Origin of the sequence: Luteibacter aegosomatis, from assembly GCF_023078455.1 — a bacterium.
In the GTDB taxonomy this organism is placed as follows: Bacteria; Pseudomonadota; Gammaproteobacteria; order Xanthomonadales; family Rhodanobacteraceae; genus Luteibacter; species Luteibacter aegosomatis.
The window spans coordinates 2,673,691-2,695,617 of the sequence record NZ_CP095740.1 but is presented as its reverse complement, the minus strand read 5'-3'; the positions used below and the strand labels follow the sequence as shown (position 1 = coordinate 2,695,617).

General features: G+C 64.4%; 27 protein-coding genes. 14 read left to right on the top strand and 13 right to left on the bottom strand.

Annotated elements, in window-relative coordinates; translation table 11 throughout:
- Positions 1–43: 43 nt before the first annotated feature.
- Positions 44–760, top strand: a complete 717-nt coding sequence (locus L2Y94_RS11910; protein ID WP_247366651.1) for a GNAT family N-acetyltransferase — start codon at positions 44–46, stop codon at positions 758–760.
- 68 nt (positions 761–828) lie between these two features.
- Here the strand turns inward: L2Y94_RS11910 and L2Y94_RS11905 are convergent, their stop codons facing one another.
- A complete protein-coding gene (locus L2Y94_RS11905; protein WP_425602401.1) occupies positions 829–1,581 on the bottom strand; it encodes an SDR family NAD(P)-dependent oxidoreductase in 753 nt (250 codons plus the stop codon).
- On the opposite strand from L2Y94_RS11905, the gene L2Y94_RS11900 reads away from it, so the two are divergent.
- The gene (locus tag L2Y94_RS11900; protein WP_247366648.1) at positions 1,571–2,767 is read left to right on the top strand and encodes an AraC family transcriptional regulator; all 1,197 of its coding nucleotides are present in this window, start codon (positions 1,571–1,573) and stop codon (positions 2,765–2,767) included. The two genes, L2Y94_RS11905 and L2Y94_RS11900, sit on opposite strands and share 11 nt — an antisense overlap.
- A 40-nt stretch (positions 2,768–2,807) precedes the next feature.
- Here the strand turns inward: L2Y94_RS11900 and L2Y94_RS11895 are convergent, their stop codons facing one another.
- Complete coding sequence (locus L2Y94_RS11895) at positions 2,808–3,698, bottom strand: LysR family transcriptional regulator (protein WP_247366647.1); 891 nt, start codon at positions 3,696–3,698, stop codon at positions 2,808–2,810.
- 109 nt (positions 3,699–3,807) lie between these two features.
- Between L2Y94_RS11895 and L2Y94_RS11890 the strand changes: the two genes are divergently transcribed.
- Both L2Y94_RS11890 and L2Y94_RS11885 read left to right on the top strand, forming a co-directional pair.
- Positions 3,808–4,821, top strand: coding sequence for an NADP-dependent oxidoreductase (locus L2Y94_RS11890; protein WP_247366646.1), 1,014 nt, complete (start codon positions 3,808–3,810; stop codon positions 4,819–4,821).
- A gap of 46 nt (positions 4,822–4,867) precedes the next feature.
- On the top strand, positions 4,868–5,290 hold the full coding sequence (locus tag L2Y94_RS11885) for a hypothetical protein (RefSeq protein WP_247366645.1): 423 nt from the start codon (positions 4,868–4,870) through the stop codon (positions 5,288–5,290).
- 27 nt (positions 5,291–5,317) lie between these two features.
- On the opposite strand, the gene L2Y94_RS11880 is transcribed toward L2Y94_RS11885, so the two are convergent.
- A complete protein-coding gene (locus L2Y94_RS11880) occupies positions 5,318–5,980 on the bottom strand; it encodes a TetR/AcrR family transcriptional regulator (protein ID WP_247366644.1) in 663 nt (220 codons plus the stop codon).
- 78 nt (positions 5,981–6,058) lie between these two features.
- Between L2Y94_RS11880 and L2Y94_RS11875 the strand changes: the two genes are divergently transcribed.
- Positions 6,059–7,042 carry an MBL fold metallo-hydrolase gene (locus tag L2Y94_RS11875; RefSeq protein ID WP_247366643.1) on the top strand — a complete coding sequence of 328 codons (984 nt, stop codon included), beginning with the start codon at positions 6,059–6,061 and terminating at the stop codon, positions 7,040–7,042.
- Between the two features lie 89 nt (positions 7,043–7,131).
- Here the strand turns inward: L2Y94_RS11875 and L2Y94_RS11870 are convergent, their stop codons facing one another.
- Positions 7,132–8,163 (bottom strand): LysR family transcriptional regulator, encoded by a 1,032-nt coding sequence (locus L2Y94_RS11870; RefSeq protein ID WP_247366642.1) that lies wholly within the window; start codon positions 8,161–8,163, stop codon positions 7,132–7,134.
- On the opposite strand from L2Y94_RS11870, the gene L2Y94_RS11865 reads away from it, so the two are divergent.
- Together L2Y94_RS11865 and L2Y94_RS11860 are read left to right on the top strand one after the other, a co-directional pair.
- Positions 8,135–8,461, top strand: a complete 327-nt coding sequence (locus L2Y94_RS11865) for a nuclear transport factor 2 family protein (RefSeq protein WP_247366641.1) — start codon at positions 8,135–8,137, stop codon at positions 8,459–8,461. The genes L2Y94_RS11870 and L2Y94_RS11865 overlap by 29 nt on opposite strands.
- Positions 8,458–9,240 carry an SDR family oxidoreductase gene (locus L2Y94_RS11860; protein ID WP_247366640.1) on the top strand — a complete coding sequence of 261 codons (783 nt, stop codon included), beginning with the start codon at positions 8,458–8,460 and terminating at the stop codon, positions 9,238–9,240. Before L2Y94_RS11865 ends, L2Y94_RS11860 begins: the two co-directional genes overlap by 4 nt.
- A 28-nt stretch (positions 9,241–9,268) precedes the next feature.
- On the opposite strand, the gene L2Y94_RS11855 is transcribed toward L2Y94_RS11860, so the two are convergent.
- Positions 9,269–10,162, bottom strand: coding sequence for an AraC family transcriptional regulator (locus tag L2Y94_RS11855; RefSeq protein WP_247366639.1), 894 nt, complete (start codon positions 10,160–10,162; stop codon positions 9,269–9,271).
- Positions 10,163–10,258: 96 nt separating this feature from the next.
- On the opposite strand from L2Y94_RS11855, the gene L2Y94_RS11850 reads away from it, so the two are divergent.
- Complete coding sequence (locus tag L2Y94_RS11850; protein ID WP_247366638.1) at positions 10,259–11,008, top strand: SDR family oxidoreductase; 750 nt, start codon at positions 10,259–10,261, stop codon at positions 11,006–11,008.
- Between the two features lie 22 nt (positions 11,009–11,030).
- Here L2Y94_RS11850 and L2Y94_RS11845 read toward each other — a convergent pair whose 3' ends face one another.
- The 5 genes from L2Y94_RS11845 to L2Y94_RS11825 form a co-directional block, all read right to left on the bottom strand.
- On the bottom strand, positions 11,031–12,290 hold the full coding sequence (locus tag L2Y94_RS11845) for an MFS transporter (RefSeq protein ID WP_247366637.1): 1,260 nt from the start codon (positions 12,288–12,290) through the stop codon (positions 11,031–11,033).
- The gene (locus tag L2Y94_RS11840) at positions 12,287–12,616 is read right to left on the bottom strand and encodes a hypothetical protein (protein WP_247366636.1); all 330 of its coding nucleotides are present in this window, start codon (positions 12,614–12,616) and stop codon (positions 12,287–12,289) included. The genes L2Y94_RS11845 and L2Y94_RS11840 overlap by 4 nt, the downstream gene beginning before the upstream one ends.
- Before the next feature lie 2 nt (positions 12,617–12,618).
- On the bottom strand, positions 12,619–13,182 hold the full coding sequence (locus tag L2Y94_RS11835) for an isochorismatase family protein (protein ID WP_247366635.1): 564 nt from the start codon (positions 13,180–13,182) through the stop codon (positions 12,619–12,621).
- A 22-nt stretch (positions 13,183–13,204) separates the two neighbouring features.
- Entirely contained in the window at positions 13,205–13,657 is a 453-nt protein-coding gene (locus L2Y94_RS11830) for a MarR family winged helix-turn-helix transcriptional regulator (protein WP_247366634.1), read from the bottom strand.
- A 106-nt stretch (positions 13,658–13,763) separates the two neighbouring features.
- Complete coding sequence (locus L2Y94_RS11825; protein ID WP_247366633.1) at positions 13,764–14,606, bottom strand: helix-turn-helix transcriptional regulator; 843 nt, start codon at positions 14,604–14,606, stop codon at positions 13,764–13,766.
- Between the two features lie 100 nt (positions 14,607–14,706).
- On the opposite strand from L2Y94_RS11825, the gene L2Y94_RS11820 reads away from it, so the two are divergent.
- Both L2Y94_RS11820 and L2Y94_RS11815 read left to right on the top strand, forming a co-directional pair.
- Positions 14,707–15,597 carry an SDR family oxidoreductase gene (locus L2Y94_RS11820; protein WP_247366632.1) on the top strand — a complete coding sequence of 297 codons (891 nt, stop codon included), beginning with the start codon at positions 14,707–14,709 and terminating at the stop codon, positions 15,595–15,597.
- A gap of 53 nt (positions 15,598–15,650) precedes the next feature.
- Positions 15,651–16,412, top strand: coding sequence for a DUF72 domain-containing protein (locus tag L2Y94_RS11815; RefSeq protein ID WP_247366631.1), 762 nt, complete (start codon positions 15,651–15,653; stop codon positions 16,410–16,412).
- A gap of 7 nt (positions 16,413–16,419) precedes the next feature.
- Here the strand turns inward: L2Y94_RS11815 and L2Y94_RS11810 are convergent, their stop codons facing one another.
- On the bottom strand, positions 16,420–17,421 hold the full coding sequence (locus L2Y94_RS11810) for an MBL fold metallo-hydrolase (RefSeq protein ID WP_247375222.1): 1,002 nt from the start codon (positions 17,419–17,421) through the stop codon (positions 16,420–16,422).
- Between the two features lie 219 nt (positions 17,422–17,640).
- Here L2Y94_RS11810 and L2Y94_RS11805 point away from each other — a divergent pair, with 219 nt between their 5' ends.
- A complete protein-coding gene (locus L2Y94_RS11805) occupies positions 17,641–18,051 on the top strand; it encodes a YciI family protein (protein ID WP_345779991.1) in 411 nt (136 codons plus the stop codon).
- Between the two features lie 73 nt (positions 18,052–18,124).
- On the opposite strand, the gene L2Y94_RS11800 is transcribed toward L2Y94_RS11805, so the two are convergent.
- On the bottom strand, positions 18,125–18,784 hold the full coding sequence (locus L2Y94_RS11800) for a glutathione S-transferase family protein (protein ID WP_247366629.1): 660 nt from the start codon (positions 18,782–18,784) through the stop codon (positions 18,125–18,127).
- 263 nt (positions 18,785–19,047) lie between these two features.
- On the opposite strand from L2Y94_RS11800, the gene L2Y94_RS11795 reads away from it, so the two are divergent.
- Complete coding sequence (locus tag L2Y94_RS11795) at positions 19,048–19,533, top strand: 2'-5' RNA ligase family protein (protein WP_247366628.1); 486 nt, start codon at positions 19,048–19,050, stop codon at positions 19,531–19,533.
- Positions 19,534–19,572: 39 nt separating this feature from the next.
- Here L2Y94_RS11795 and L2Y94_RS11790 read toward each other — a convergent pair whose 3' ends face one another.
- Positions 19,573–20,214, bottom strand: a complete 642-nt coding sequence (locus L2Y94_RS11790; RefSeq protein WP_247366627.1) for a TetR/AcrR family transcriptional regulator — start codon at positions 20,212–20,214, stop codon at positions 19,573–19,575.
- Between the two features lie 93 nt (positions 20,215–20,307).
- Between L2Y94_RS11790 and L2Y94_RS11785 the strand changes: the two genes are divergently transcribed.
- A complete protein-coding gene (locus tag L2Y94_RS11785) occupies positions 20,308–20,973 on the top strand; it encodes an O-methyltransferase (protein ID WP_247366626.1) in 666 nt (221 codons plus the stop codon).
- Between the two features lie 59 nt (positions 20,974–21,032).
- Entirely contained in the window at positions 21,033–21,896 is an 864-nt protein-coding gene (yghU, locus tag L2Y94_RS11780) for a glutathione-dependent disulfide-bond oxidoreductase (RefSeq protein ID WP_247366625.1), read from the top strand.
- Positions 21,897–21,927 lie beyond the last annotated feature (31 nt).

The following is a 21,927-nucleotide window of genomic DNA, read 5'->3' as shown; positions in this document are numbered from 1 at the left end:
ACAGCCTCGGAAATCATCCGGCTCGGATAGAGAGAGGTAGGCGATGGAGAAGATAGGTACCGGGAGCCGCCAAGATGGAACACACCCTTTGGATAAGGTTGTTTGGAACGCTCTGACGGGTGAGCAAAGCCGCTTTGCCATCGGCGATGACCGCGTTCGTCGCTACCTGCCAACGATCGCGCCGTTCGCCGCCATGGTGGATGCCAGCCAGGCTTCTCTCGATACGTTGAATTCCTTGATAACGAATCATGGCCCGGTTGCTTTCAGCACCACCGATGAAATTCCTGCGTTGCCGGAACTTGTCGTGGCAAGGCATGCGATGCTCGTCCAAATGGTCTGGCAAGGTGAGCCGATTTCCATCGACAGGGGAGAGTACGTCGAACTGACCGATGGTGACGTTGCGGACATGGCTGACCTGGCCACGGAGACCCAACCTGGCCCATTCGGTCTACGGACGGTCGAACTGGGGAACTATCGTGGGGTGCGTCGGCACGGAAGGTTGGCCGCCATGGCAGGCGAGCGTATGAGAATCGGTGGATACACCGAGATCAGCGCAGTTTGCGTAGCCCCGGCCTTTCGAGGACAAGGGTTTGCAAGGGGGCTCATGAGATCGTTGACTTCGGAAATTCTGGCGCGCGGCGAGACCCCGTTCCTGCATGTCCTGAAATCGAATCAGGGTGCCATATCCCTCTATCGAGAGCTGGGCTTCATCGAACGAATCGACATGCACCTTACCGTGATCGACAAGAGGCCGGAGTAGCGGGCCTGAGCGGTCTCCATAGCGACCCGGGCAGCCGGAGGGACCTGCCCGGGTCGGCTTGTCATGGCTCAGATGTTCTGACCGCCCGACACCTCGATGCGCTGCGCGGTGACCCAGCGGTTATCCGGGCCGAGCAGGCTGGCGACCGCCGGGCCGATGTCCTCCGGCAGGCCGACGCGACCTAGCGCGATCATCGCGGCGAATGCCTCGTTATAGGCAGGCGTATCGCGAACGGCGCCGCCCAGGAAGTCGGTTTCGATAGCGCCTGGGGCGATCGTGTTGGCGGTGATGCCGCGGCTGCCGAATTCCTTCGCCATGTAGAGCGTGAGGATTTCCACGGCGCCCTTGGCCGCCGAATAGGCCGAAAAGCCCGGGTAGGACACGCGGGTCAGGCCCGACGAGAAGTTCACGATGCGGCCGCCGTTGGCCATCAGCGGGACCAGCGTCTGGGTCAGGAAGAACACGCCCTTTACGTGCACGTTGAACAGTTGGTCGAACTGCGCCTCGGTGGTCTCGGCGATCCCGGCCATCTCGCCGTGGCCCGCGTTGTTGACCAGGTGGTCGAACGTGTCGCGGCCCCACGACTTCAGTGTCTCGCGGACCTTGTCCGAGAAACCGGCGAAGGCCGGGATGTTCGAGACGTCGAGCTGGATGGCTGCCGCCTTGCGGCCCAGCGCCTCGATCTGGGCAACGACCTCCCGGGCCTGGTCCGTGCCGTTGCGAAAGGTAAAGATCACGTCGCCGCCATGACGGGCGATGCTGAGCGCGGTGTTTCGGCCAAGGCCGCGATTGGCGCCGGTAACGATCGAAATGGTGTTCATCGAAGGCTCCATAGTGGTTGGTGATGAGGTGTGCTCACTATGGGCGAGCGATGTTCGGCGGTGTTGCCGGTTCCTCGGTCATGCTTGCCTATTCCTACGAATCGCGATCCGTAATGCCACGTTAGGGGGTCTAAACGCCTTCGTCTTTGGTCGCTTGGCGAATGGCTGTTTTGCCCTGCCATTGACGTACAAGGCTGCAATCGTGGGCTCCTGGCTTGCCTATACCTTCGGCGTGTATGCCTATTCCTCTGACAGCGTTGCCACTCGGGTCCGCCGGAATTACGCTCCGCTCATGACCCGCACCTTGCTCGAGACAGCCCGCCGTTATGCGGAGGCGCATGCCGACGCCGCCGGTATCGCCGTCACGCCACTCTCGGGCATGGCGATCGTCCGGCAGATGTCTCCCAGCGCCCTGCAGTACGCGGTATCGAAGCCACTCGTCGCTCTGGTATTGCAGGGTGCCAAGCGCGTGGCGATGGGAAGCGACACGTTCGACTTTGGCGCGGGAGAGTCGCTCCTGATCACGGCGGATGTACCGACCGTCAGCCAGATCACCCAAGCGACCGCCTCGGCACCTTATCTCTCGCTGGTGCTCGATCTCGATGTCGCGGTGATCGAGAGCCTGGTGATGGAAATGGCGCCGGCTCCTTTCCTCGCGGGCGCTCCGGTTCGCGTCGATCCCACCGAGGCCGAAGTAGCCGACGCCGCCTTGCGCCTTCTCCGTCTTCTCGATCGGCCGGCGTCCGTACCGATCCTGCAGAAGCAACTCATCCGTGAACTGCATTTCTGGCTATTGTCCGGGCGCCACGGCGGCGCCATCCGGAGCCTGGGCGTACCGGAAAGCCATGCCCAGCGTGTCGGCCGGGCCGTCGCGCTCATCCGCGACAACCTGGCCAAACCGCTCAGGGTGGAACAGTTGGCGGCCGTTGCCGGAATGAGCCCGTCATCGTTCCACGAGCATTTCCGTGCCGTGATCTCGCTGTCGCCCTTGCAGTTCCAGAAGCAACTCCGGCTCATCGAGGCACGGCGGCTCATGCTTTCGGAAGGCCAGACGATCAGCCATGCGGCATACGCGGTGGGCTACGAGAGCGTGCCGCAATTCACTCGCGAATACGGGCGGATGTTCGGCTTGCCGCCGGCACGTGACATGAAAGCCGCGAAAACCCGGCTTCAGACGGCAGCGTGAACGCCGGCCGCGGCGGTGCGTGTCGCGGCATGCATGCGCCCTAAAAGATCTCCTGCAATCGCGCGAGGAAGGCACGCACGGCCGGATTGGTGCGACGGCTTTCGGGCCAGAGTACGGTGATGTTGTTTCGTTCGACGGCGAACTCGGTCAGGATCGGAACCAGTTCGCCTCGTGCGACATGGGGCGCGGCGACGAAGCTCGCGGCGATCCCGATGCCTCCGCCTGCCACGAGCATGGCCATCACGGCGTCGCTCACGTCGGCGACCAGCCCGGACGGGGGCACCATGTCGATTTCGCGCCCCCCGATCCGAAACGGCCATCGGAAAGACTGGCCCGTGCTCTGATAGCGCAGGGTCACCGTGTCGTGCCCCTGCAGATCGTCAGGGTGGGAAGGCACGCCCCGCCTGGCCAAATAGCTGGGCGACGCATAGGCGCCCAACCGGAGAGGCGCCAACTTGCGCGACAGCAATCCCGAGTCCGGCAGATCACCGATGCGAATGGCGACGTCGATGCGTTGCTCCACGATATCGACCAACTGATCGCTCAATCGCAGGTCGACGGTGACCTCAGGGTAGCGCTCGCGAAAGGCGGGCAACGCCGGCGCGATCAGGTGCACGCCGATCGGTAAGGACGCCGCGACCCGCAAGGTCCCCGCGGGCTCGGCACGCGCCCTCTTCGCCGCCTGCTCGATGTCCTCCGCATCGCGCAACAGCCTGAGCGCGCGTTCGTGCAGATCCCGGCCTTCCGGCGTGAGCGTCAACGCACGTGTCGTCCGCGTAAAGAGCGAGACGCGCAGGTGTTGCTCGAGCCGCTGGACGCTCCTGCTCACCGCCGATGGAGAGATCGAGAGGGAGCGCGCGGCCGCCGTGTAGCTTCCCAGCGAGCCGGCGCGCGCAAAAGCGATGAGGCCGGTCAGCCGTTCGAGGGCCATTTGTTCTTTCATGACATTAGTGAATCAACTTCCGCCTCCATTATCAACTCGGACGTAAGCCTCTACATTCCCGATCAACCACGATGCGAACCGGATTTTGGATATCGGAATGAGCGACACGATGAAAGCTATCCGCCAGCACGCTTTCGGCGGCCCCGACGTCCTGGTCTACGAAGAGGCGCCCAAGCCACGACCGAAGCACGGCGAAGTGCTCGTTCGCGTCCACGCGATCGGCATCAATCCTCCCGACTGGTATCTACGCGACGGCTACAGCGCTCTGCCGCCAGAATGGCGGCCGCAGGTCTCGTTTCCGCTGATCCTCGGCACCGATATCTCCGGAGTCGTCGAGGCGGTCGCGGACGATGTCGAGCGCTTCCGCGTCGGCGACGAGGTCTACTCGATGGTCGGCTTTCCTGGCGACCTCACGGGCAGCAAGGCCTACGCCGAATATGTCAGCGTTCCGGCATCGGAACTTGCGCTGAAGCCGGCCGGCATCGATCACGACCATGCCGCGGGCGCGCCGATGTCGCTGCTCACGGCCTGGCAGTTTCTGGTCGAGTTGGGCCACGACGAGCCAAATCCGCTTCAGCCGGATCGGCATCGCCCGGTACCGCTCGAAGGCAGGACGGTTCTCGTCAATGGAGCCGCGGGCGGTGTTGGTCACTTCGCGGTTCAGGTCGCGAAATCGAAGGGCGCGCGCGTCATCGCCGTGGCGTCCGGAAAGCATGAAGCGCTTCTCCGCGATCTCGGCGTCGATGAATTCATCGACTATACGAAGCATGCCCCGGAAGAAACGGTGCGGGATCTCGATCTGGTTGTCGATAATGTCGGCGGCGCGGCCGCGGCACGCTTCCTGCGGACCCTGAAACGCGGGGGAGCGCTGTTTCCGATTTACCCCCTGGGTTTTGCAGGCGCCGAGGAGGCCGCGTCGCGGGGCGTGGCCGTCTCGGCAACGCAGGTCCGCTCCAGTGGCGCCCAGCTCCTGGAATTAGCCCCTTTGTTGAATGACGGGACCCTGCGGGTGGTGATCGACAGCACGTACCCGCTGGCCGATGCGAGTAAGGCACATGCGCGCGCGGGCCAAGGGCATATCCAGGGCAAGATCGTCCTCACCGTGGCGTGAGTCGGCCGCCGCGTCTGGCGCGGTGTCACCCCGTGGGAGCCATACGATGACAGCGTGCGAGAAGCTCCGCCATGGAACCACGGCATGGTTCGAGATGGTGGGAAACCTGATGTGCGAGGCCGCCCTGCGAGGCGGTGTCGCCCCTGATACGAATGTCTCGCTGGTCGAGCGCTACATGGATGGCGTGACGCTTTCAGAAGGCTTGGTTCAGGGTCTCCGTTTCGAGATTGTCGATGGCGTTCCCTCGTTCCGGGCAGGTGCCCGGGCCGATGAGCGGGGCGACATCACTATCGAGATCACGACGGCGGCCGCGAAATCGTTGAACCTGTTGTTCAGCGCCGATCCCGCATACGCCGCCACCACCGATCGCTTCATGCAATCCGGCGCCATGCGGGTGCACGGAGATATCTCCATGCTGGGAGAGTGGTTGAAGTACGTGCATGATCCCATCGTGGCACGCACGATCTAAAGCGACGCCGGTGTCTTCCAAGGGCTCTCACGATTCCCGCGGACGGGGAGCGGTGCGATCCCCCTGCAACTCCGCAAGAAGTTCCTGCGCAGCCCGTTCTGCCCGCTTGCGGATGTCGTGTGCCGATGGCGGCGACAGGCCAAGGAGAACTCGATAAGCGTCCAGACCGATCAAGCGTTCGAAGAAGTCATGGCCGATCTTGCGCCGCCGCTCCTCCGGCATGCCGGATGTCTCGTCCCGAGCCGAGAGAAAGGCGTCCAGCCTTTCGACGTGCGCGTTGATCAGGCCGTTGTACGCCAACTCGCCAAGGTGCGGAAATCGACGCAATTCGGTCATGACCACGCGCAGGAGATGGGTCGTCTTCGGACCGCGGACGCGCTCCTGGAACATCACGCCGATGAAGAGAAGAATGTCCGCGAGCGGCTTCTTCATGGCATCGTCGATCTTGGCCGACTCTTCCATGTCTGCCGGATGGCAAGCGCTTTCGATCACCGCGGCGAAAAGATCGTCTTTGGTTCGGGCATGACGGTATAGCGTCATGATCGAAACGCCGGCTTCGCGGGCGATGCTCTCCATGCCGGTACCGGCATAGCCGTCCCGCACGAACGCCTGCTCCGCCGCCGCCACGATCGCCGCGCGCTTGCGCGCCATCACTTTCGCCCTCGGATGATCGGGGGACCAATCTTTCATGCCTTGTTGACTCCTAACGATATTTGTCATTATCGTTATCGCGATAATCGATACTATCGTTACGCATAAGGCAGATCAATGGCTCGTGCTATCGGAAACGAAAACCCGTTCTTGCTGCGGATGCGTCGCCGCCCCATCAAGAACGCGCTGATCGGGCTCGCGATAGGGCTCCTGGTGGCACTGCTCTGGTTCGCCTGGACCTTCGCTCCGATCCGGCTCGATGTGCCGCCAATCGATGTCGGGGGACTGCCGCCGGCTGCGCCGCCGGCCGACATGTCGATCAGCGCGATGCCGACAGGCACCTATGAAACCCCTGCGGCGCTAGCCTTCAGAGGTGGTTCGTGGACCGAGAAGCGCGCCTTCGCCGCGACGGGCGTCCTCGTCCGGCATCCCAAGGGCGACCTGCTGATCGACACCGGGTTCGGTCGGCATGTCGAACAGCAATTGCGACTGCTCCCCTCGCTTCAGCAGTCACCTCATCGCCTTGGCACGCCCATCATCGATCAGTTGGGGGAGGCGCGCGCCGGCACGCTGACGGCCATCTTGCCGACCCATGCTCACTGGGACCACATCAGTGGCGTGGACGATCTCCACGGCGTACCCGTGCTGGTAAACGCTGCCGGCCAGCGCTTCATCGGATCGCATGGCGAGGGCACCGAGGTGCTCAACAGCTTCCGTCATGTCGTCTACCGGCCCTATCGTTTCGATGGCGGGTCCTATCTCGGTTTCCCAGGCAGCCATGACGTGTATGGCGACGGCTCCGTCGTGATCGTGCCGGCACCGGGCCATACGCCCGACTCGGTCATCGTTTTCGTCAACTTGCCCTCGGGGAAGCGCTACGCTTTTGTCGGTGATCTGGTCTGGCAAATGGAAGGGCTGGCGCGGCCGGCGGAGAAGCCTTGGATGATGAGGTTCCTGATCGGCGAAGACCGCTCCGACATACGCATGGCCATCGCGCGGATCCGCGCCGCCACCGCGCGTTACCCTCAGATCACGGCGGTCCCCGCGCATGACGCTCGTGCGTTCAGCTCGATCGCGATCTATCCGGCATCGACGCGCTGATCCTGGCTCCGGAAGCGAAAAGCCCGGCGCTAGGCCGGGCTTGGAAGGCTGAAGGGGAGTGGGGCTGGTCGCCGAACGGCCAGGACCGATCAAGAAGGCTTTCGATCCAATAGGCAGTCGATGAACGCACCGAGCAGGGCGGGACGGTGCTGCCTGTTCGGATAGTAGAGAAACAGTCCCGGGCGCGAAATCGACCAGTCCGCGAGGACCTGGACCAGCCGTCCCTCGGCCAGAAGCTCTCCCACGCCATCCCGTTCGAAGTGATAGGCGATGCCCAGCCCGTTCACCGCGGCGGCGATGCCGATGTCGGCATGATTGGTAACGACCGGGCCCTCCACCGCCACGTCGATCCGTTTCCCTCGCTTTTCGAACTCCCATCGATAGTGCCTGCCGTCCGACTGAAGCCGCCAGTTGATGCATGTATGGTCATGCAGGTCGGCAGGTGACATGGGTGTGCCTCGACGCGCGAGGTAGTCCGGGGATGCCACGGCCACCATGTCGAGGTCCGGCGTGAGGCGGACGGCGACCATGTCTTTCTCGAGCCGTCCACCCACGCGGATGCCCGCATCGAAGCGGCCGGTGACGATGTCGGCAAGCGTGTCGTCGACCACGATGTCGAGAACCACGTCAGGGTGTGCTTGATGGAAGCGGGAAAGCCGGGGCGCGATGATGGTTCTCGCGGCGATGCCCAGCGTGTTGATGCGAAGCGTGCCACGCATTTGTCCGGTCGCCTCGCTGGCCTCGGCGACGGCGACATCCATCTCCCGGAACAAAGGGGCGATGCGCCGGTAGAGCCGTTCGCCGCTTGCCGATGGCGCGACGCTTCGCGTCGTGCGATTCAGAAGGCGTGCGCCGATGCGGGCTTCGAGCTGACGGATGGTCTGGCTGAGTGCCGAAGGGGACAGGCCCAGGTGCTCCGCAGCCCGCGCGAAGCTCTCACGCTCCACGACAGCCACGAAGGCCTTCAGCTCGGCGAAGTCGGACCCGCGCATTATGTATTCCCCTCTACATAGCTTATCCAGATTATAAGTGATTCTATAAATTCGCCCTGGCGCGCATCCTGAGGCCTTCACGCCCCACGGAGCCGCCGACTTGAACGCCTTGACCCTGCCTGAGCCCATCGCCGCTTACTTCGCGGCCGAGCACGCCCCCGATGCGCTGGCGCATTGCTTCACCGCGGATGCCGTCATGAATGACGTCGGTCACAGGTTGGCGGGCATCGATGCCATCAAGGCCTTCATGGCCGAGGCATCGGCCAAATACAACGCGACGAGTGTTCCGTTCTCCATCGAGCAGGAGGGCGACGTCCAGGTCGTCCGTGCCGACGTCGCGGGTCATTTCCCCAACAGTCCAGTCGTTTTGACCTACCGCTTTCGCCTGGAGCGCGACCTGATCGCCCACCTGGAGGTCACCGCATGAGCTTCGATCTTCACCTGAAAGGGCTGCGTACGGTGGTGACCGGCGGCACGCTGGGCCTAGGCGCCGCCGTCGTGGAAACCCTCGTGGAGGCGGGCGCCCGGGTCATGACATCCGCGCGTAGCGTGCCGACGCAGACGGTCGAAGGCGTTACCTACGTCGCTGCCGACCTGTCGACGGCAGAAGGGACGAGTCATCTCGCCCAGACGGTGCTGCAGGAGTGGGGCGGGGTCGACATCCTGATCAACGTGCTTGGCGGCTCGAAGACGCCCGTCGGCGGTTTCGCCGCGATCAGCGACGAACACTGGTTCGCGGAGTTGAACCTGAACCTGATGCCTGCCGTACGCCTGGATCGTGCGCTGCTGCCGTCGATGCTGACTCAAGGCTCGGGGGTGATCATCCACGTCAGTTCCATCCAGCGCGTGTTGCCTCTGCCCGAGTCCACGACCGCCTACGCCGCCGCCAAGGGTGCCCTCACGACGTACAGCAAGTCGCTTTCGAAAGAGGTGACGCCGAAGGGCGTCCGCGTGCTGAGCGTGGCGCCGGGCTGGATAGAGACGGAGGCGTCGGTGGCCTTTGCGGAGCGGATGGCTGCCCAGGCCGGCACGGATTACGAAGGCGGCAAGAACATCATCATGGACTGGCTGGGAGGCATCCCCGTGGGCCGGCCCGCCGCACTGCGCGAGGTGGCCGATCTGATCGCTTTCCTGGCGTCCCCGCGATCCGCGTCGCTCGCCGGGTCCGAGTATCGGATCGACGGCGGCACCGTGCCCACGCTGTAACCCATCGCCGCGACAGCCGACGGCGCACTTACACTGCTCGCGCGTGACGGCTGGGTGGCTGTCCTACATGCCTGGAGAATGCCGCGCTGAACGCACTGGTCGAGCCGTAGCCGACGCGTTCGGCAATCTCCGAGACGGACGATTCACCACGACGCAGGAGCTCCTTCGCGACTTCCATCCGCCACGCGAGCAGGTACTCCATCGGCGCGACCCCGACCGTTCGCGTGAATCGTTCGAAGAAGCTGGACCGCGATAGCGCAGCGATCCTGGCAAGTTGGGCGATCGACCAATGCCGGTCGATATGCGCGTGCATCTGCTTCAACGCGCCGGCTAGTCGCTCATCGCCCAACCCACGGAGGAGACCTGGCGGAGCGCTTCCCGAGGTGGTTGAACGCATGGCCACGACGAGCAGCATGTCGGCCAGTCGGGAGCGCATGAACTCGTTGCCTGGCTGCGCATCCACGGTCTCCTCGCCCACCATCTGCACCAGCTGCGACAACCGCATCGAGCCTTGCACGTGCACCACTTCAGGCAGCAGCGACACCAGCAAGCCCGGATCGGCGCAGTCGAACAGAAACGAACCGCCCAATGAACGCATGTCGGGCTGGCCTGCTTGCTCGCCATAGCGCAATTCCGGCCCCTCCGGCACGTCGTTGGGGTCCATGTAGACCGGCGGCGCGGGGACGACGCTGGATATCGTGAAGCCAGGTGTCGTGGGAAGCAGCACGAAATCGCCGGCATGGAGCATCGTCGGTTCGTGACCATCCACCGCCAGCCGACAGCGGCCCTCAAGCATGATGCAGAAGCTGGGCTTGCCGAATTCGGCGTAGCGGACCGCCCAGTTGCCCTTGCCGCTAATCGGATTGGCGAACACCGCCTGCGGGCGCAGTAGCCGGACGATGTCGGAAAGGGGATCACTCATTTCGGATGATCACTAAAGTAAAACGGACTATTCAGTATCGAAGATCCGAATGGTCTTTTCTATCGTTCGTTTCGAGTCAATCACCTCGGAGTACGAATGAAGACTGTGCTGATCACGGGCTGCTCGTCCGGCTATGGCCTGGAAACCGCGCGCTACTTCCTCGCGAACGGCTGGAAGGTCGTCGCAACGATGCGGCGCCCCCGATTCGACCTGCTTCCGGCTTCGGATCACCTGCGCATCCTGCCGCTGGATGTCACCCGGCCCGAGAGCATCGACCGGGCCCTGGCGACCGCCGGCTCCATCGACGTACTGGTGAACAATGCCGGCATCGGCCTCTTCGGTGCATTCGAAGCCACCCCGATGTCCACGGTGCGGGAGATCTTCGAGACCAACACGTTCGGTGTCATGGCGATGTGCCAAGCGGTGATCCCGCGATTTCGCGAACGTGCGGACGGCATCATCATCAACGTTACCTCCAGCGCGACGCTGGCCCCGTTTCCCCTGGTAGCTGCCTACACCGCCAGCAAGACCGCCATCGAAGGCTTCACGGCATCGCTGTCGCACGAACTCAAGGCGGTGGGCGTGCGGGTCAAACTGGTCGAGCCCGGCTACGGACCTTCCACGCGTTTCACCGCCAACGGTCAGCGGCGCATGGAGGGCCTGATCACGAAGCCCTACGAGTCGTTCGCCCATGAGGTGTTCACGGGATTCGGGCAGATCTCCGCGGTGACGACCGCGGTCGACGTCGCCCAAGGCGTCTGGGATGCCGCCAACGACACCTCCGACAGGCTTCATTATCCGGCGGGTGCCGATGCCGTGGCACTGGTGCGGAATGCTGAGGGCTGACCCCGCCGCGATCGAAAACGCGCTACGGCTCGGGTAGATCGTCAGCTGACGGCAGGCCCGCCACCACACCGAATTCTCGTGTCCGAGGCACGCGGACGGCTACGATGGCCGCGGCGATGCCCGATGCCGCGCCGACGCCGAGTGCCCAGCGTGGACCCGGATGGTTCGCTACCCAACCCACGATCGGTGCGCCGATCGGCGTGCCGCCGAGGGCGACGGCCACGCGCAGCGCCATGACCCGTCCACGCATGGCGGCCTCGGTGGTGAGCTGCATCAGGCTGTTGGTGGCGTTGGTAAAGGTGATGGCGGCGACGCCGATGATGACCAGCGCACCGCCGAACAGCGCATAGTTCGGGGCCATCGCGGCCAGGGCGCAGCCGAGTCCGAACATCGCCGCTCCGACCCGCAATGACCTGAATCGCGGGCGATCGCCACCGGCGGCGAGCAGTGCTCCCGCGACGGTACCGACGGCCATGATCGACGACAGGAGGCCGTAACCGCGTGCATCCGTGTGGAAGACGCTCACGGCCATGGTCGAGATGAAGATCGAAAAATTCAGCCCGAACGTGCCTATCAGGAACAGCATGACCAGGATCGCTCTCAGGTCCGGTCGGGACCACACGTAACGAAATCCCTCGGTCAAACTGCCTCTGGTGCGGTGTGCCCGCGCGTTCGCGTGCAGGCTCGACGTGCGCAGCAGGAATAGGGAGGCCAGTACCGCGACGAAGCTGATTCCGTCGAGGACGAAGGCCCAGCCGGTTCCCACCGAAGCGATGAGCAGACCGGCCACCGCCGGCCCGATCATTCGTGCCGCGTTGAACGAGGTCGAGTTGAGCGCGACCGCGTTCGGCAGATCCGCGTCGCCGACCAGTTCCGTCACGAAGGTCTGGCGTACGGGCGCATCGAAGGCCGAGGCGCAGCCGGATAGAAAAGCGAATACGTCGACCTGCCAGAGCTGGACCGCGCCCGTGACGGTCAGCACGCCCAGCGCCAGGGCAAGAATCCCCATCGTCGCCTGGGTCGCCATCAGGAGCTTGCGCTGGTTGTAATGGTCGGCGGCGAAGCCGGTCCAGGGCAGCAGCAGGAGCTGTGGCCCGAACTGGAGTGCCATGACCACGCCCACGGCCGACGCATCGCGATGGGTGAGCTGGGTAAGCACCAGCCAATCCTGGGCCGTGCGTTGCATCCATGTGCCGACATTGGAGACCAGCGCCCCGGCCGCCCAGATCCGATAGTTGACGTTCCTGAGCGAGCGGAAGATCCCCGTCGTCGCTACGCTCACGGATCCTCCGGTCTGTCGCCGCCGTGGAAGCGGCCGAACAGGCGTGCAGAAAGCAACCCTATGGCCAGCATCCCCACCCCGAGCGAGATCGCATCGCTCGTGTGCTTCAAGTCGAAGTCACCGATGCGACAGACGAGCACGTAGCCGATGACCAGATTGAGAAATCCCCAAAGCACGTTCACCGTCGATGAGGATAGCCCTTGCCCCGGCGGTTTCGCGAACGGACTCTGAAACGGTTCGCCCATGACGCCGGCGACGAAGTGCGGCACGGCGTTCGTGAGAAAGGCGCCGCCGAAGACGTAGCAGACGAGATGAAGCCATGCCATGGTCAGGTACTCGCTCTCGCCAGCAGATCGATGACGCCTTGAGTCGTGCCCGTTTCCCCCAGTTTCGGAAAGACGGTCCCGACGCTGTAGTCATGCGCTTCGGGACGTGCGTCCGTCATCGCGTCGAGGGCCAGGGTGACATGGAAGCCGTGCTCGTACGCCTGACGCGCGGTTGCCTCGACACCCGTCCCGGTAGCGACGCCGGCGATGACCACCTGGGTGACGCCCAGTGCTTTCAGCCGGCTCTCGAGGTCGGTGTTGGCGAACGCGCCCCAGGTTCGCTTCGTCACGACGATATCCCCGGGCTGCCGATCGAGTTCGGGAATGAAGTCCGTCCATCCGGCCGGGAACGATCCGCTGTGACGCGGCCGCTCGGTACGGCCCGGCGCGACGCCGGCGACGTTGACGAGGACGACCGGCAGGCCGCGTTCGCGAAACGCGTTGATCAACGCACGCGAGCGAGCCACGACCCCGTCGATGGGATGCATGAAGGGAAGGTCGACGATGCCTTTTTGCAGGTCGACGACGATAAGGGCGGTGTTCGGGTCGAGCGCGGTGAGGGGCATGTTGTTTCCTGACTCGGGGACATCAGAAGTCGGCGAGGCGCTGCAGCAGCTTCACCGCCGCGGCGAGTTCGCCCTGTTCCTGGGGCGTCAGTCGGGCCTGAAGGGCATGGACCAGCCAGTCTTCCTTGGCGGCCCGGCTTTCCTTGAGGGTCTTGCGAAAACCCGGCGTGAGGTCGACGAGGGTTTGCCGACCGTCGACGGGATCGGGTTTGCCGCTGACGGCCTTCATCGCTTCCAGTCCGGCCACGGTGATACGCATGGACTGCGGGCGGACACTCTCCGCACGGGCCAGGGCGGACACCGTGGCGGGCCCGTCACGGTCCAATCGAAGCAGCACCGACTTCTGGGCGGACGTGAAGTCGCCCGGATGGGCTTGCTCGCGCAAGCGTCGCACCAGTTTTCCCAGCGAAATGCGTAATTCGCCGGCGAGGGCGGCGGCCGGTGGCGCCTTGGGTGGGAGTGACGACTTGACCATGCTGCCGATCCTGACATAAGTACAGTTCAACTGTACAGTTAAACTGTATTAGTGGCCATGCGGCATGCCGACGGTCTTCCCGCGGCCCTCGGCGGACGTCGGGGAATCAGGCTGCCGTGGCTCGGCGCGTCTGGTCGATCAGCGCGGCGATGTCGGTGGCAAGGGCCTCCGACGTCGGGTTGTACACCATCATCGTGAGATCGGGCCGACCCTCCACCGCGAAGGTGGAAAACTCCAGTTCGATGAGGCCCAGTTCGGGATGTCTTAGCCGTTTAAGGCCATCGCCATGGCCGGTGACGTCGCTGCTCTGCCAGAGTCGGGCGAAGACCTCGCTGGTGCGGCACAGCTCGTCGACCAGTTGCGAGATCTCGCCACTCGCACCCGCACGCGCGGCGTCCGCGCGGAAGGTGGCGACGACGAAGCGCGCGACGCTCATCCAGTCTTCCTGCGCGGACCGCACGCGTTCGCTGGAGAACATCAGGCGGAGGATGTTCCTCTGTTCGCGTGGAAGCTTGCCGTAGTCGGTCAGCAGGGCCGCGGCGGCGGCGTTCCATGCCACCACGTCCCAGGTCGCCGTGCGAATGATGCCGGGGCTGACGGGAAATGCATCCAGTACGCGCTGGAGACGGGGCGTGATGCCTTGCGGCGGTACGTAACGGGGCTCCGGCGGATGCCCTAGCGCCAGCATGAACATGTGTTCGCGTTCGGGTTCGGTCAGCATGAGGCCGGCGGCAAGCCGGTCCAGCACCTCGATGGACGGTGCGCCGCCGCGGCCCTGCTCGAGCCATGTGTACCAGGTGGGACTGATGTTCGCGCGCTGGGCCACTTCCTCGCGGCGAAGGCCGGGAGTGCGCCGCCGGCCCGCCGCGAAACCGAACGTCGCCGGATCGAGCCGTGTGCGGCGATCGCGAAGAAACGTACCCAGTGAGTGGATGGCCGAGGCGGGCATGGCGAAGCCTGTTGGTTTCGATACCAGGATAATGTCACTACTTTAATAGGTTGGCATGGCGCACGACACTCGTCCATCAGCTCAATGGGAGAGTGTCCACATGCGTATTTTCGTTACTGGCGCGACCGGCTTCATCGGTTCGCGCGTCGTTCCGGAGCTGTTGGCGGCCGGCCACGAGGTGATCGGCATGACCCGTTCCGAAGACGGGGCCGCGTCGTTGCACGCGGCGGGAGCGGAGCCTCACCGGGCGACGCTCGAAGACCTGCCGTCGATCCAGGCCGGTGCCGAGGATGCCGACGCCGTGCTTCATGCGGCCTTCGATCACGATTTCTCGAACTTCGTCGCCAACTGCGAGAAAGACCGGCGGGTCATCGAATCGCTCGGGGCCGTTCTGAAAGGGTCGCAACGTCCGTTGTTGATCACTTCGGGCACCGGCATGGGCCAGGCCGCGCCCGGTCAGCCCGCGACGGAAGATGTGTTCAATCCCGATCATCCCAACCCGCGCAGACTCACGGAAATCGCCGGGCAGGCGTTGCTGGACGACGGGGTGAACGTGTCGGTGGTTCGCCTGCCGCAGGTGCACGACACCGTGAGGCAGGGCCTGATCACGCCCTTCATCGAACTGTCGAGGCAGAAGGGGCGCGTCGGCTATATCGGCGAGGGCCGCAACCGCTGGCCGGCAGCGCCGGTCGACGATGTCGCTCGCCTCTATCGCCTGGCCCTGGAAAAAGCGGAGCCGGGCGCGCGTCATCATGCGGTGGCGGAAGAGGGCGTGGAGATACGTGACATCGCGCGCGTGGTGGGTGCCGGCCTCGGTCTGCCCGTGGTTTCCCTGTCGGAGGAAGAGGCGCGGGACCACTTCGGTTGGATGGGCATTTTCGCCGGCGTGGACATGCCCGCTTCCAGCGCCCTGACGCGTCGGCGGCTTGGGTGGACCCCGAACGGGCCGACCCTGCTATCGGACCTGGAACGCATGGACTACGGCAGCTGACGCGAAAAGGCTTTTCACGAAGGCTTCGACCACGTCGGTTCACAGTCATCGCCGTGACCAGGATCGAAGAAAAAAAGCTGCGGCCCATACGCATCGGCTGTGCCGGTTGGAGCCTGTCGTCGAAGGTGGCTGCCCTGTTCGAAGGGCAGGGCAGTCACCTCGAACGGTACGCCCGGGTGTTCGATGCGGTGGAAATCAACACCTCGTTCTATCGCCCGCACCAGCCGAAGACGTACGCGCGCTGGGCCGCCAGCGTGCCCGACGCGTTCCGGTTCGCGGTGAAGATGCCGAAGACGATCTCGCACGAGCTCAGGTTGCGCGACGCGGACGACGCACTCGAACGCTTCATGGAAGAAGCCGGAGCGCTGGGCGACAAACTGGGCTGCCTGCTGCTGCAGTTGCCGCCCAGTCTGACGTTCGACAAAGCGTCGGCGGAAACGTTCTTCGCCTCCTTGCGGCGCCTGACGGCTTTACGCGTCGTATGCGAGCCGCGGCACGCGACCTGGTTCACCGAAGAGGCTACGGAAACCCTGACGAAGGCGCGCATCGCCGCCGTCTTGGCGGATCCCCCGCCGATCGCCGGCGCCGAGCCGGCCGGCGATCCGAAAACGCTTTACGTGCGACTGCACGGATCGCCGGAGATCTACTACTCGGCCTACGACGAGGGGTTCATCGAAACCCTGGCCACTCGGGCGCTCGACGCCCGGAACGCGGGTGTCGACGTCTGGTGCATCTTCGACAATACCGCTCGCGGTGCGGCCGTGCCCAACGCCTTGGCGTTGACGGAGGCGTTGAAGGTTTCGACGAACGGATAACGCGGGACTAGCGCCACCAGGCGGATCCCGCATGGGGAGCATTCAAATCCAGCCACTCACCCATTTCGGGTGTCGCAAGGGAAACACCTTGCTGGGCCGCCAGCGAGGCGATGCGCTCGAACGGCTCCTGCCACACGTGCATGGCCAGGTCGAACGTACCGTTGTGGATCGGCAGCAACCAACGTCCGCGCAAGTCGAGATGGGCCTGCAGGGTTTCTTCCGGCTGCATGTGCACGAACGCCCAGCGCGGGTCGTATGCCCCGGTTTCCATGAGCGTGACATCGAACGGACCGAACGCCTTGCCGATGGCCTTGAAACCGTCGAAGTACCCCGAGTCGCCGCTGAAGAACAGGCGGAAGTCGCCGTCCTGTATGACCCACGAAGCCCAGAGGCTGCTATCGCCGTCGTTCAGCCCGCGGCCCGAGAAATGCTGGGCCGGCGTAGCGGTGAGCCGAAGCCCCTCGAAGTCGAGCGATTGCCACCAGTCGCGTTGTTCCACCTTATCGGGATCGATACCCCATGCGACGAGCTGGTCGCCGACGCCCAACGGAGCGATGAAACGGTCGGTCTTGATGGCCAGGCGAATGACCGCGTCGCGATCGAGGTGATCGTAATGGTTATGCGAAAGGATGACACCGGCCAGCGGGGGCAACTCGTCGAGGGCGATCGGCGCCGCGTGGAAACGTGCCGGACCCGCCCATTGGACCGGCGACGCCCGCTCCGAGAACACCGGATCGGTGAGCCAGAACTGCCCGCGCAACTTCACCAGCACGGTCGAATGCCCGAGCCGATAGAGGCTGCGATCGGGTGCCGCGTCCAATTGCGCGCGCGTGAGCGGGCGCACGGGGATGGGGCGATCGGGAACCGTACCCTTCGGTTTGGCGAAGAAGAAGGAGAGCGTGAGCTTGAACCCCTTCCACCAACCCATGGAAGGGCGCGGAACGGGATTATGGAAGCGACCGTCGCGGTACTGCGGCGAATCGACGTAGTTCGGGGCTTGGGCCGTCAGGGTGGTCACGCTTGAAATTCCCGGCAATGGTGACAACAACACCTTCGAGCCTAGGGCAGGCGCGCGAAAAAGTAAACCAATAAGTACAGTATTTGTTCACGTGTCTCTGGGCGTGGGCCTCGGTTTTTTCCCTCAGCCATGTCGATTTCCGACAGACTCGTTCGACGTCCTCATGAAAGGCCGAATCGGCCCGCCCACAGGAGACAGACGATGAGAGTCATGGTGTTCGTATTGGCTACCCCGGAAAGCGAAGCCGGCGCGCCCCCCGCCCCCGAGATGTTCGAGGCGATGGACCGTTACAACGACGAGCTGGTCGAGGCCGGCGTCATGGTGGCGGCTGCGGGCCTCAAACCCAGCGTCAACGGCAAGCGCGTCGCCTTCGACGGTGCCAGTCGCACGGTGATCGATGGACCGTTCGCCGAGACCCGCGAGCTGGTCGCCGGTTTCTGGATCTGGAACGTCAAGGACATGGACGAGGCGGTGGCCTGGGCGAAACGTTGTCCCAATCCGATGCCGGGACCGAGCAAGATCGAGATCCGGCCGTATTTCGAGTACGAGGACCTGGCCGAGTTCCTGCCGGCGGGATCCACGCCGCATGACGGAGAGCGCGGGAAGCTCGGCGTGGCCTGATGCCGGGCTCGATGGCGGACTGCGGGTATCCGCCGCACCGGCGGTCGGTGCGACGCATGGCGGCTCCAGTCGACTAACCCGCCTTGCCGCGCCTTTCGTCGGCGGCGGCGAAGAACGCGATCTGGTCGTCGAACGCCTTCGCGAAAGCGGGACGGGCCGTCGCTCGAGCGAGATATCCGGCACACGCCGGATAGTTCTCGAGGCCACCGAACCGGTCGATCAACCGCAACACGTCGGCCATCAGGATGTCGGCTACCGAAAAGGAGTCCACGAGCCATTCGCGCTGCGTGAGCACGCGTTCCAGGTTGTGGAGACGGATGGCGACGAAGTCGTCCAGCCACTGGCGCCCCGGGCCTGGAGAGTCGTCTTTCATGAACTTGAAGAAGGCCCACGGCAGGCTGGCCGCCTCGACCGAATTGAGGGCGGCGTACATCCACACTTTGGCCTGATCGCGCTCCTTCGGATCGGAGGGAAGCAGGGCTTCGCTCTTGCTCCCGAGATAATCGAGGATCGCGCCGCTTTCGAAGAGCGTCACGTCGCCATCCTGCAGCCATGGCACCTGGCCGAAGGGCTGGTGGATATAGTGCTCCGGTGTCTTGACCTCCAGCGGCGTGCCCTCCACGCGATAGGAAAACCCGGCTTCTTCGAGCGCCCAGCGCACGCGTATGTCGCGCACGTAGCCGCGAGGCATGTCGGGCACCCAGTCGAGGGTGGTGAGGATCAGCTCGGCCATGCGGAACTCTCCTGACGTCACGGATTCATTGGCCATCATGCACCCGTGCACGGGCCACGTCATGAAGCCGACGGTACGACGGCGTGGCTTTGAAGGGTATCGCGGTAAAGTAACGCCCTTCCGTTCGAGCGATTCAGATGAGTCAGCAAGGCCTCTTCGGCGATCCGTCCCCCCGTGTCCCGAGTACGCAGCGGCCGGACAAGTCCGCTGCGCAACCTACCCACACATGGTTTTTCGCCTTGCGGCCTACCGTCGAAGATGCCTTGCGCATCGATGCCATTGCCAAGGCCCTGCTTGGAGAAACCGGCGTGTCGGGTAAAAGGATCGCCCCCGATCGGCTGCACATCACCCTTGAACTGGTCGGCCACGACGTCGACGACGCCACGGTGGAGTCGGCCTGTCGTGCGGCCGATACGATCCGCATGCCCGCCATCGAAGCCCGGTTCGACGCCATCATGACGTTTTCCGCGCCGAGCGGTCCTTGCGTGCTGCTCGGCGGGGAAGGACTGGACGATGTTCGAGCGCTGCGCACGGATTTGGCCATGGCGATGGCGGACCGGGGCTTCTCTCCTTCGCGGGCTTACGAGCCTCACATGACCCTGTGCTACGACCCCCGTCACCGCCTCCCGCGGACGCCCATCGAACCGGTGCGCTTCGCCGCGACGGAGTTCGCGCTAGTCAAGAGCTACATCGGCCTTTCCCGCCATGAAGTGCTGCGCACCTGGCGGCTGGGATCGCCGAAGCGCTGATCAGCTCGGCAGGCGGGTGTTGCGCATCGAGACGATGCGTCATCCCTCCGCGGCTCGGCGAAGGCCGTCGATATACGCGCACACCATGTCGGCCATGGCGTCGGCGTAGGCGGTGATTTCCGCGTCGGTGCGGCGGCTGTCCGAAAACGCCTTGCCCACGGCGCTCAACGTATTCATGACGAGATCGCCCGCCAAGGTGCGCGTCTCGATCGGCAGGCGAGGCAGCACCTCGCCCATGAAGTCGCCGAAGGCTTCGTAGCCCTCGTCGTGTGCATGCTTGGCTTCCGGCGCGTCGCGGTACAGCGGCGCGGCGTCCTGGAGCGCGGTGCGCATTTCCGCCTCCGCGCACTCCGAGCGAACGAAGGCATGCACGAGCGTGCGCAGGCGGTGCATCGGGGGCGTGCTCGCGTCCCGGATGATGTCGCAAAGCATCCGCGACGTGCTTTGCCATTCGTCGCGCTGCAGGCGGAACAGGATGGCCGCCTTGTTCGGAAAGTATTGGTAGATCGAGCCGACGCTCACTCCGGCCTTCTCCGCGACGCGTGCGGTCGTGAAGCGTGGCGCGCCTTCCTTCACCAGAACCTGAGTGGCCGCCTCGAGGATCGCCGCGACGAGGTCGTTGGAGCGAGCCTGTTTGGGCTGTTTTCGCGAGGAAATCTGTGGAATGCGGCGGTCGGTCATGGCAACGGCGGGAATGCGAATAGGAAATGCGACGGACGCATCCTATCCTTTTCTGACGGATTCGTCGCATTTTTAGCCGAAGGAAAAAAGACCATGAGCATCCTTACCTCCACCCCCGTCGCACCCTTGCTGGACCGCCTGTTCGAGGACGCCGAGGAGGCCTCTCCCGCGCGCAGCCAGGCGCTCGCCGGCCTGGCCGATCAGGACCACGAGCGCCTGATGCGTAGCAAGACCGAATACCTCCAGTTCTACGGACAACTGAAAGATTTGCCGCTTCCCGTGTCGCGTGAAACCGGTCGCCTGCTCTACATGCTGGCGCGCGGAAGCGGCGCGCGCTCCATCGTCGAGTTCGGCACGTCGTTCGGCATCTCTACGCTTCACCTGGCCTCGGCGCTTCGGGAAAACGGCGGTGGCCAGCTGATCACCTGCGAGTTCGAGCCGTCGAAGGTGGCTCGTGCACGCGACCATCTCACGGCCGGCGGCCTGATCGACCTGGTGGACATCCGCGAAGGCGATGCGTTGCAGACACTGCGCACGGGCCTTCCCGATGGCGTCGACCTGCTGCTCCTCGACGGCGCGAAGGCGCTGTATCCCGACGTGCTCGCCCTCGTGGAACACACACTGAAGAAGGGAGCTTTCGTCATCGCGGACAATGCCGAATACAGCCCGGAATACCTCGACTACGTGCGCTCGCCCGCCAACGGTTACCTGTCCGTCCCCTTCGCGGAAGACGTGGAGCTGTCCATGCGCGTGGGATGACCGCCGGCGTGCACGACCGTTTGATACGATCCGGGCATGACCTGATCGGAATCCTATCCATGAGCGACGCATCGAACTACGTACCGCCGGAAGTCTGGACCTGGGACAAGGCCAACGGCGGCCGTTTCGCGAATATCAATCGTCCCGTCTCCGGCGCTACCCACGAAAAGGCATTGCCCGTGGGCCGGCATCCGCTGCAGCTGTATTCGCAGGGCACGCCCAACGGCGTGAAGGTGACGGTGATGCTCGAGGAACTGCTCGCCGCCGGCCATGAAGGCGCGGAATACGACGCGTGGCTCGTCCGCATCGGCGAAGGCGACCAGTTCGGCAGCGGGTTCGTCGAGGTGAATCCCAATTCGAAGATTCCCGCGCTGATGGACCGGAGCGGCGCCGAGCCGATTCGCGTGTTCGAGTCCGGAGCGATCCTCGTGTACCTGGCCGAGAAGTTCGGCGCCTTCCTGCCGACCGAGCCCGCGGCGCGGGCCGAATGCCTGTCGTGGCTGTTCTGGCAGGTGGGCTCGGGTCCTTACCTCGGCGGCGGGTTCGGGCATTTCTATGCGTATGCGCCCACGAAGATCGAATACGCCATCGATCGTTTCGCCATGGAAACCAAGCGGCAGCTCGACGTGCTCGACAAGCGCCTGGCCGTGAGCCGGTACCTGGGGGGCGATGGCTACACGATCGCCGATATGGCCGTGTGGCCCTGGTACGGGGCGCTGGTGAACGGGTGGATCTACGGCGACTCGGCGCGCTTCCTTTCCGTGCACGAGTACGCGCACCTCAAGCGCTGGGTGGATGAGGTGGGTGCGCGGCCGGCGGTGCGGCGGGGAAGGATGGTGAATCGCACGTCGGGGGAGCCGGCGTTGCTGGAGCGGCACGATGCGGCGGATTTCGACCAGGGCCGCATCGCCGATTCGCGATAACCGAATGCCTGGCGCCGGGCTCCCCTGCGAA

Coding starts and splice junctions, on each gene's coding strand:
- L2Y94_RS11890 (WP_247366646.1), top strand. CDS start 3,808: ATGAGCGACACGATGAAAGCTATCCGCCAGCACGCTTTCGGCGGCCCC.
- L2Y94_RS11905 (WP_425602401.1), bottom strand. CDS start 1,581: ATGAACACCATTTCGATCGTTACCGGCGCCAATCGCGGCCTTGGCCGA.
- L2Y94_RS11800 (WP_247366629.1), bottom strand. CDS start 18,784: ATGGCCGAGCTGATCCTCACCACCCTCGACTGGGTGCCCGACATGCCT.
- L2Y94_RS11835 (WP_247366635.1), bottom strand. CDS start 13,182: ATGCCCCTCACCGCGCTCGACCCGAACACCGCCCTTATCGTCGTCGAC.
- L2Y94_RS11900 (WP_247366648.1), top strand. CDS start 1,571: ATGGTGTTCATCGAAGGCTCCATAGTGGTTGGTGATGAGGTGTGCTCA.
- L2Y94_RS11860 (WP_247366640.1), top strand. CDS start 8,458: ATGAGCTTCGATCTTCACCTGAAAGGGCTGCGTACGGTGGTGACCGGC.
- L2Y94_RS11880 (WP_247366644.1), bottom strand. CDS start 5,980: ATGAAAGATTGGTCCCCCGATCATCCGAGGGCGAAAGTGATGGCGCGC.
- L2Y94_RS11820 (WP_247366632.1), top strand. CDS start 14,707: ATGCGTATTTTCGTTACTGGCGCGACCGGCTTCATCGGTTCGCGCGTC.
- L2Y94_RS11785 (WP_247366626.1), top strand. CDS start 20,308: ATGAGCATCCTTACCTCCACCCCCGTCGCACCCTTGCTGGACCGCCTG.
- L2Y94_RS11790 (WP_247366627.1), bottom strand. CDS start 20,214: ATGACCGACCGCCGCATTCCACAGATTTCCTCGCGAAAACAGCCCAAA.
- L2Y94_RS11870 (WP_247366642.1), bottom strand. CDS start 8,163: ATGGGCTCAGGCAGGGTCAAGGCGTTCAAGTCGGCGGCTCCGTGGGGC.
- L2Y94_RS11885 (WP_247366645.1), top strand. CDS start 4,868: ATGACAGCGTGCGAGAAGCTCCGCCATGGAACCACGGCATGGTTCGAG.
- L2Y94_RS11850 (WP_247366638.1), top strand. CDS start 10,259: ATGAAGACTGTGCTGATCACGGGCTGCTCGTCCGGCTATGGCCTGGAA.
- L2Y94_RS11875 (WP_247366643.1), top strand. CDS start 6,059: ATGGCTCGTGCTATCGGAAACGAAAACCCGTTCTTGCTGCGGATGCGT.
- yghU (WP_247366625.1), top strand. CDS start 21,033: ATGAGCGACGCATCGAACTACGTACCGCCGGAAGTCTGGACCTGGGAC.
- L2Y94_RS11825 (WP_247366633.1), bottom strand. CDS start 14,606: ATGCCCGCCTCGGCCATCCACTCACTGGGTACGTTTCTTCGCGATCGC.
- L2Y94_RS11895 (WP_247366647.1), bottom strand. CDS start 3,698: ATGGCCCTCGAACGGCTGACCGGCCTCATCGCTTTTGCGCGCGCCGGC.
- L2Y94_RS11805 (WP_345779991.1), top strand. CDS start 17,641: ATGGTGTTCGTATTGGCTACCCCGGAAAGCGAAGCCGGCGCGCCCCCC.
- L2Y94_RS11855 (WP_247366639.1), bottom strand. CDS start 10,162: ATGAGTGATCCCCTTTCCGACATCGTCCGGCTACTGCGCCCGCAGGCG.
- L2Y94_RS11910 (WP_247366651.1), top strand. CDS start 44: ATGGAGAAGATAGGTACCGGGAGCCGCCAAGATGGAACACACCCTTTG.
- L2Y94_RS11830 (WP_247366634.1), bottom strand. CDS start 13,657: ATGGTCAAGTCGTCACTCCCACCCAAGGCGCCACCGGCCGCCGCCCTC.
- L2Y94_RS11840 (WP_247366636.1), bottom strand. CDS start 12,616: ATGGCATGGCTTCATCTCGTCTGCTACGTCTTCGGCGGCGCCTTTCTC.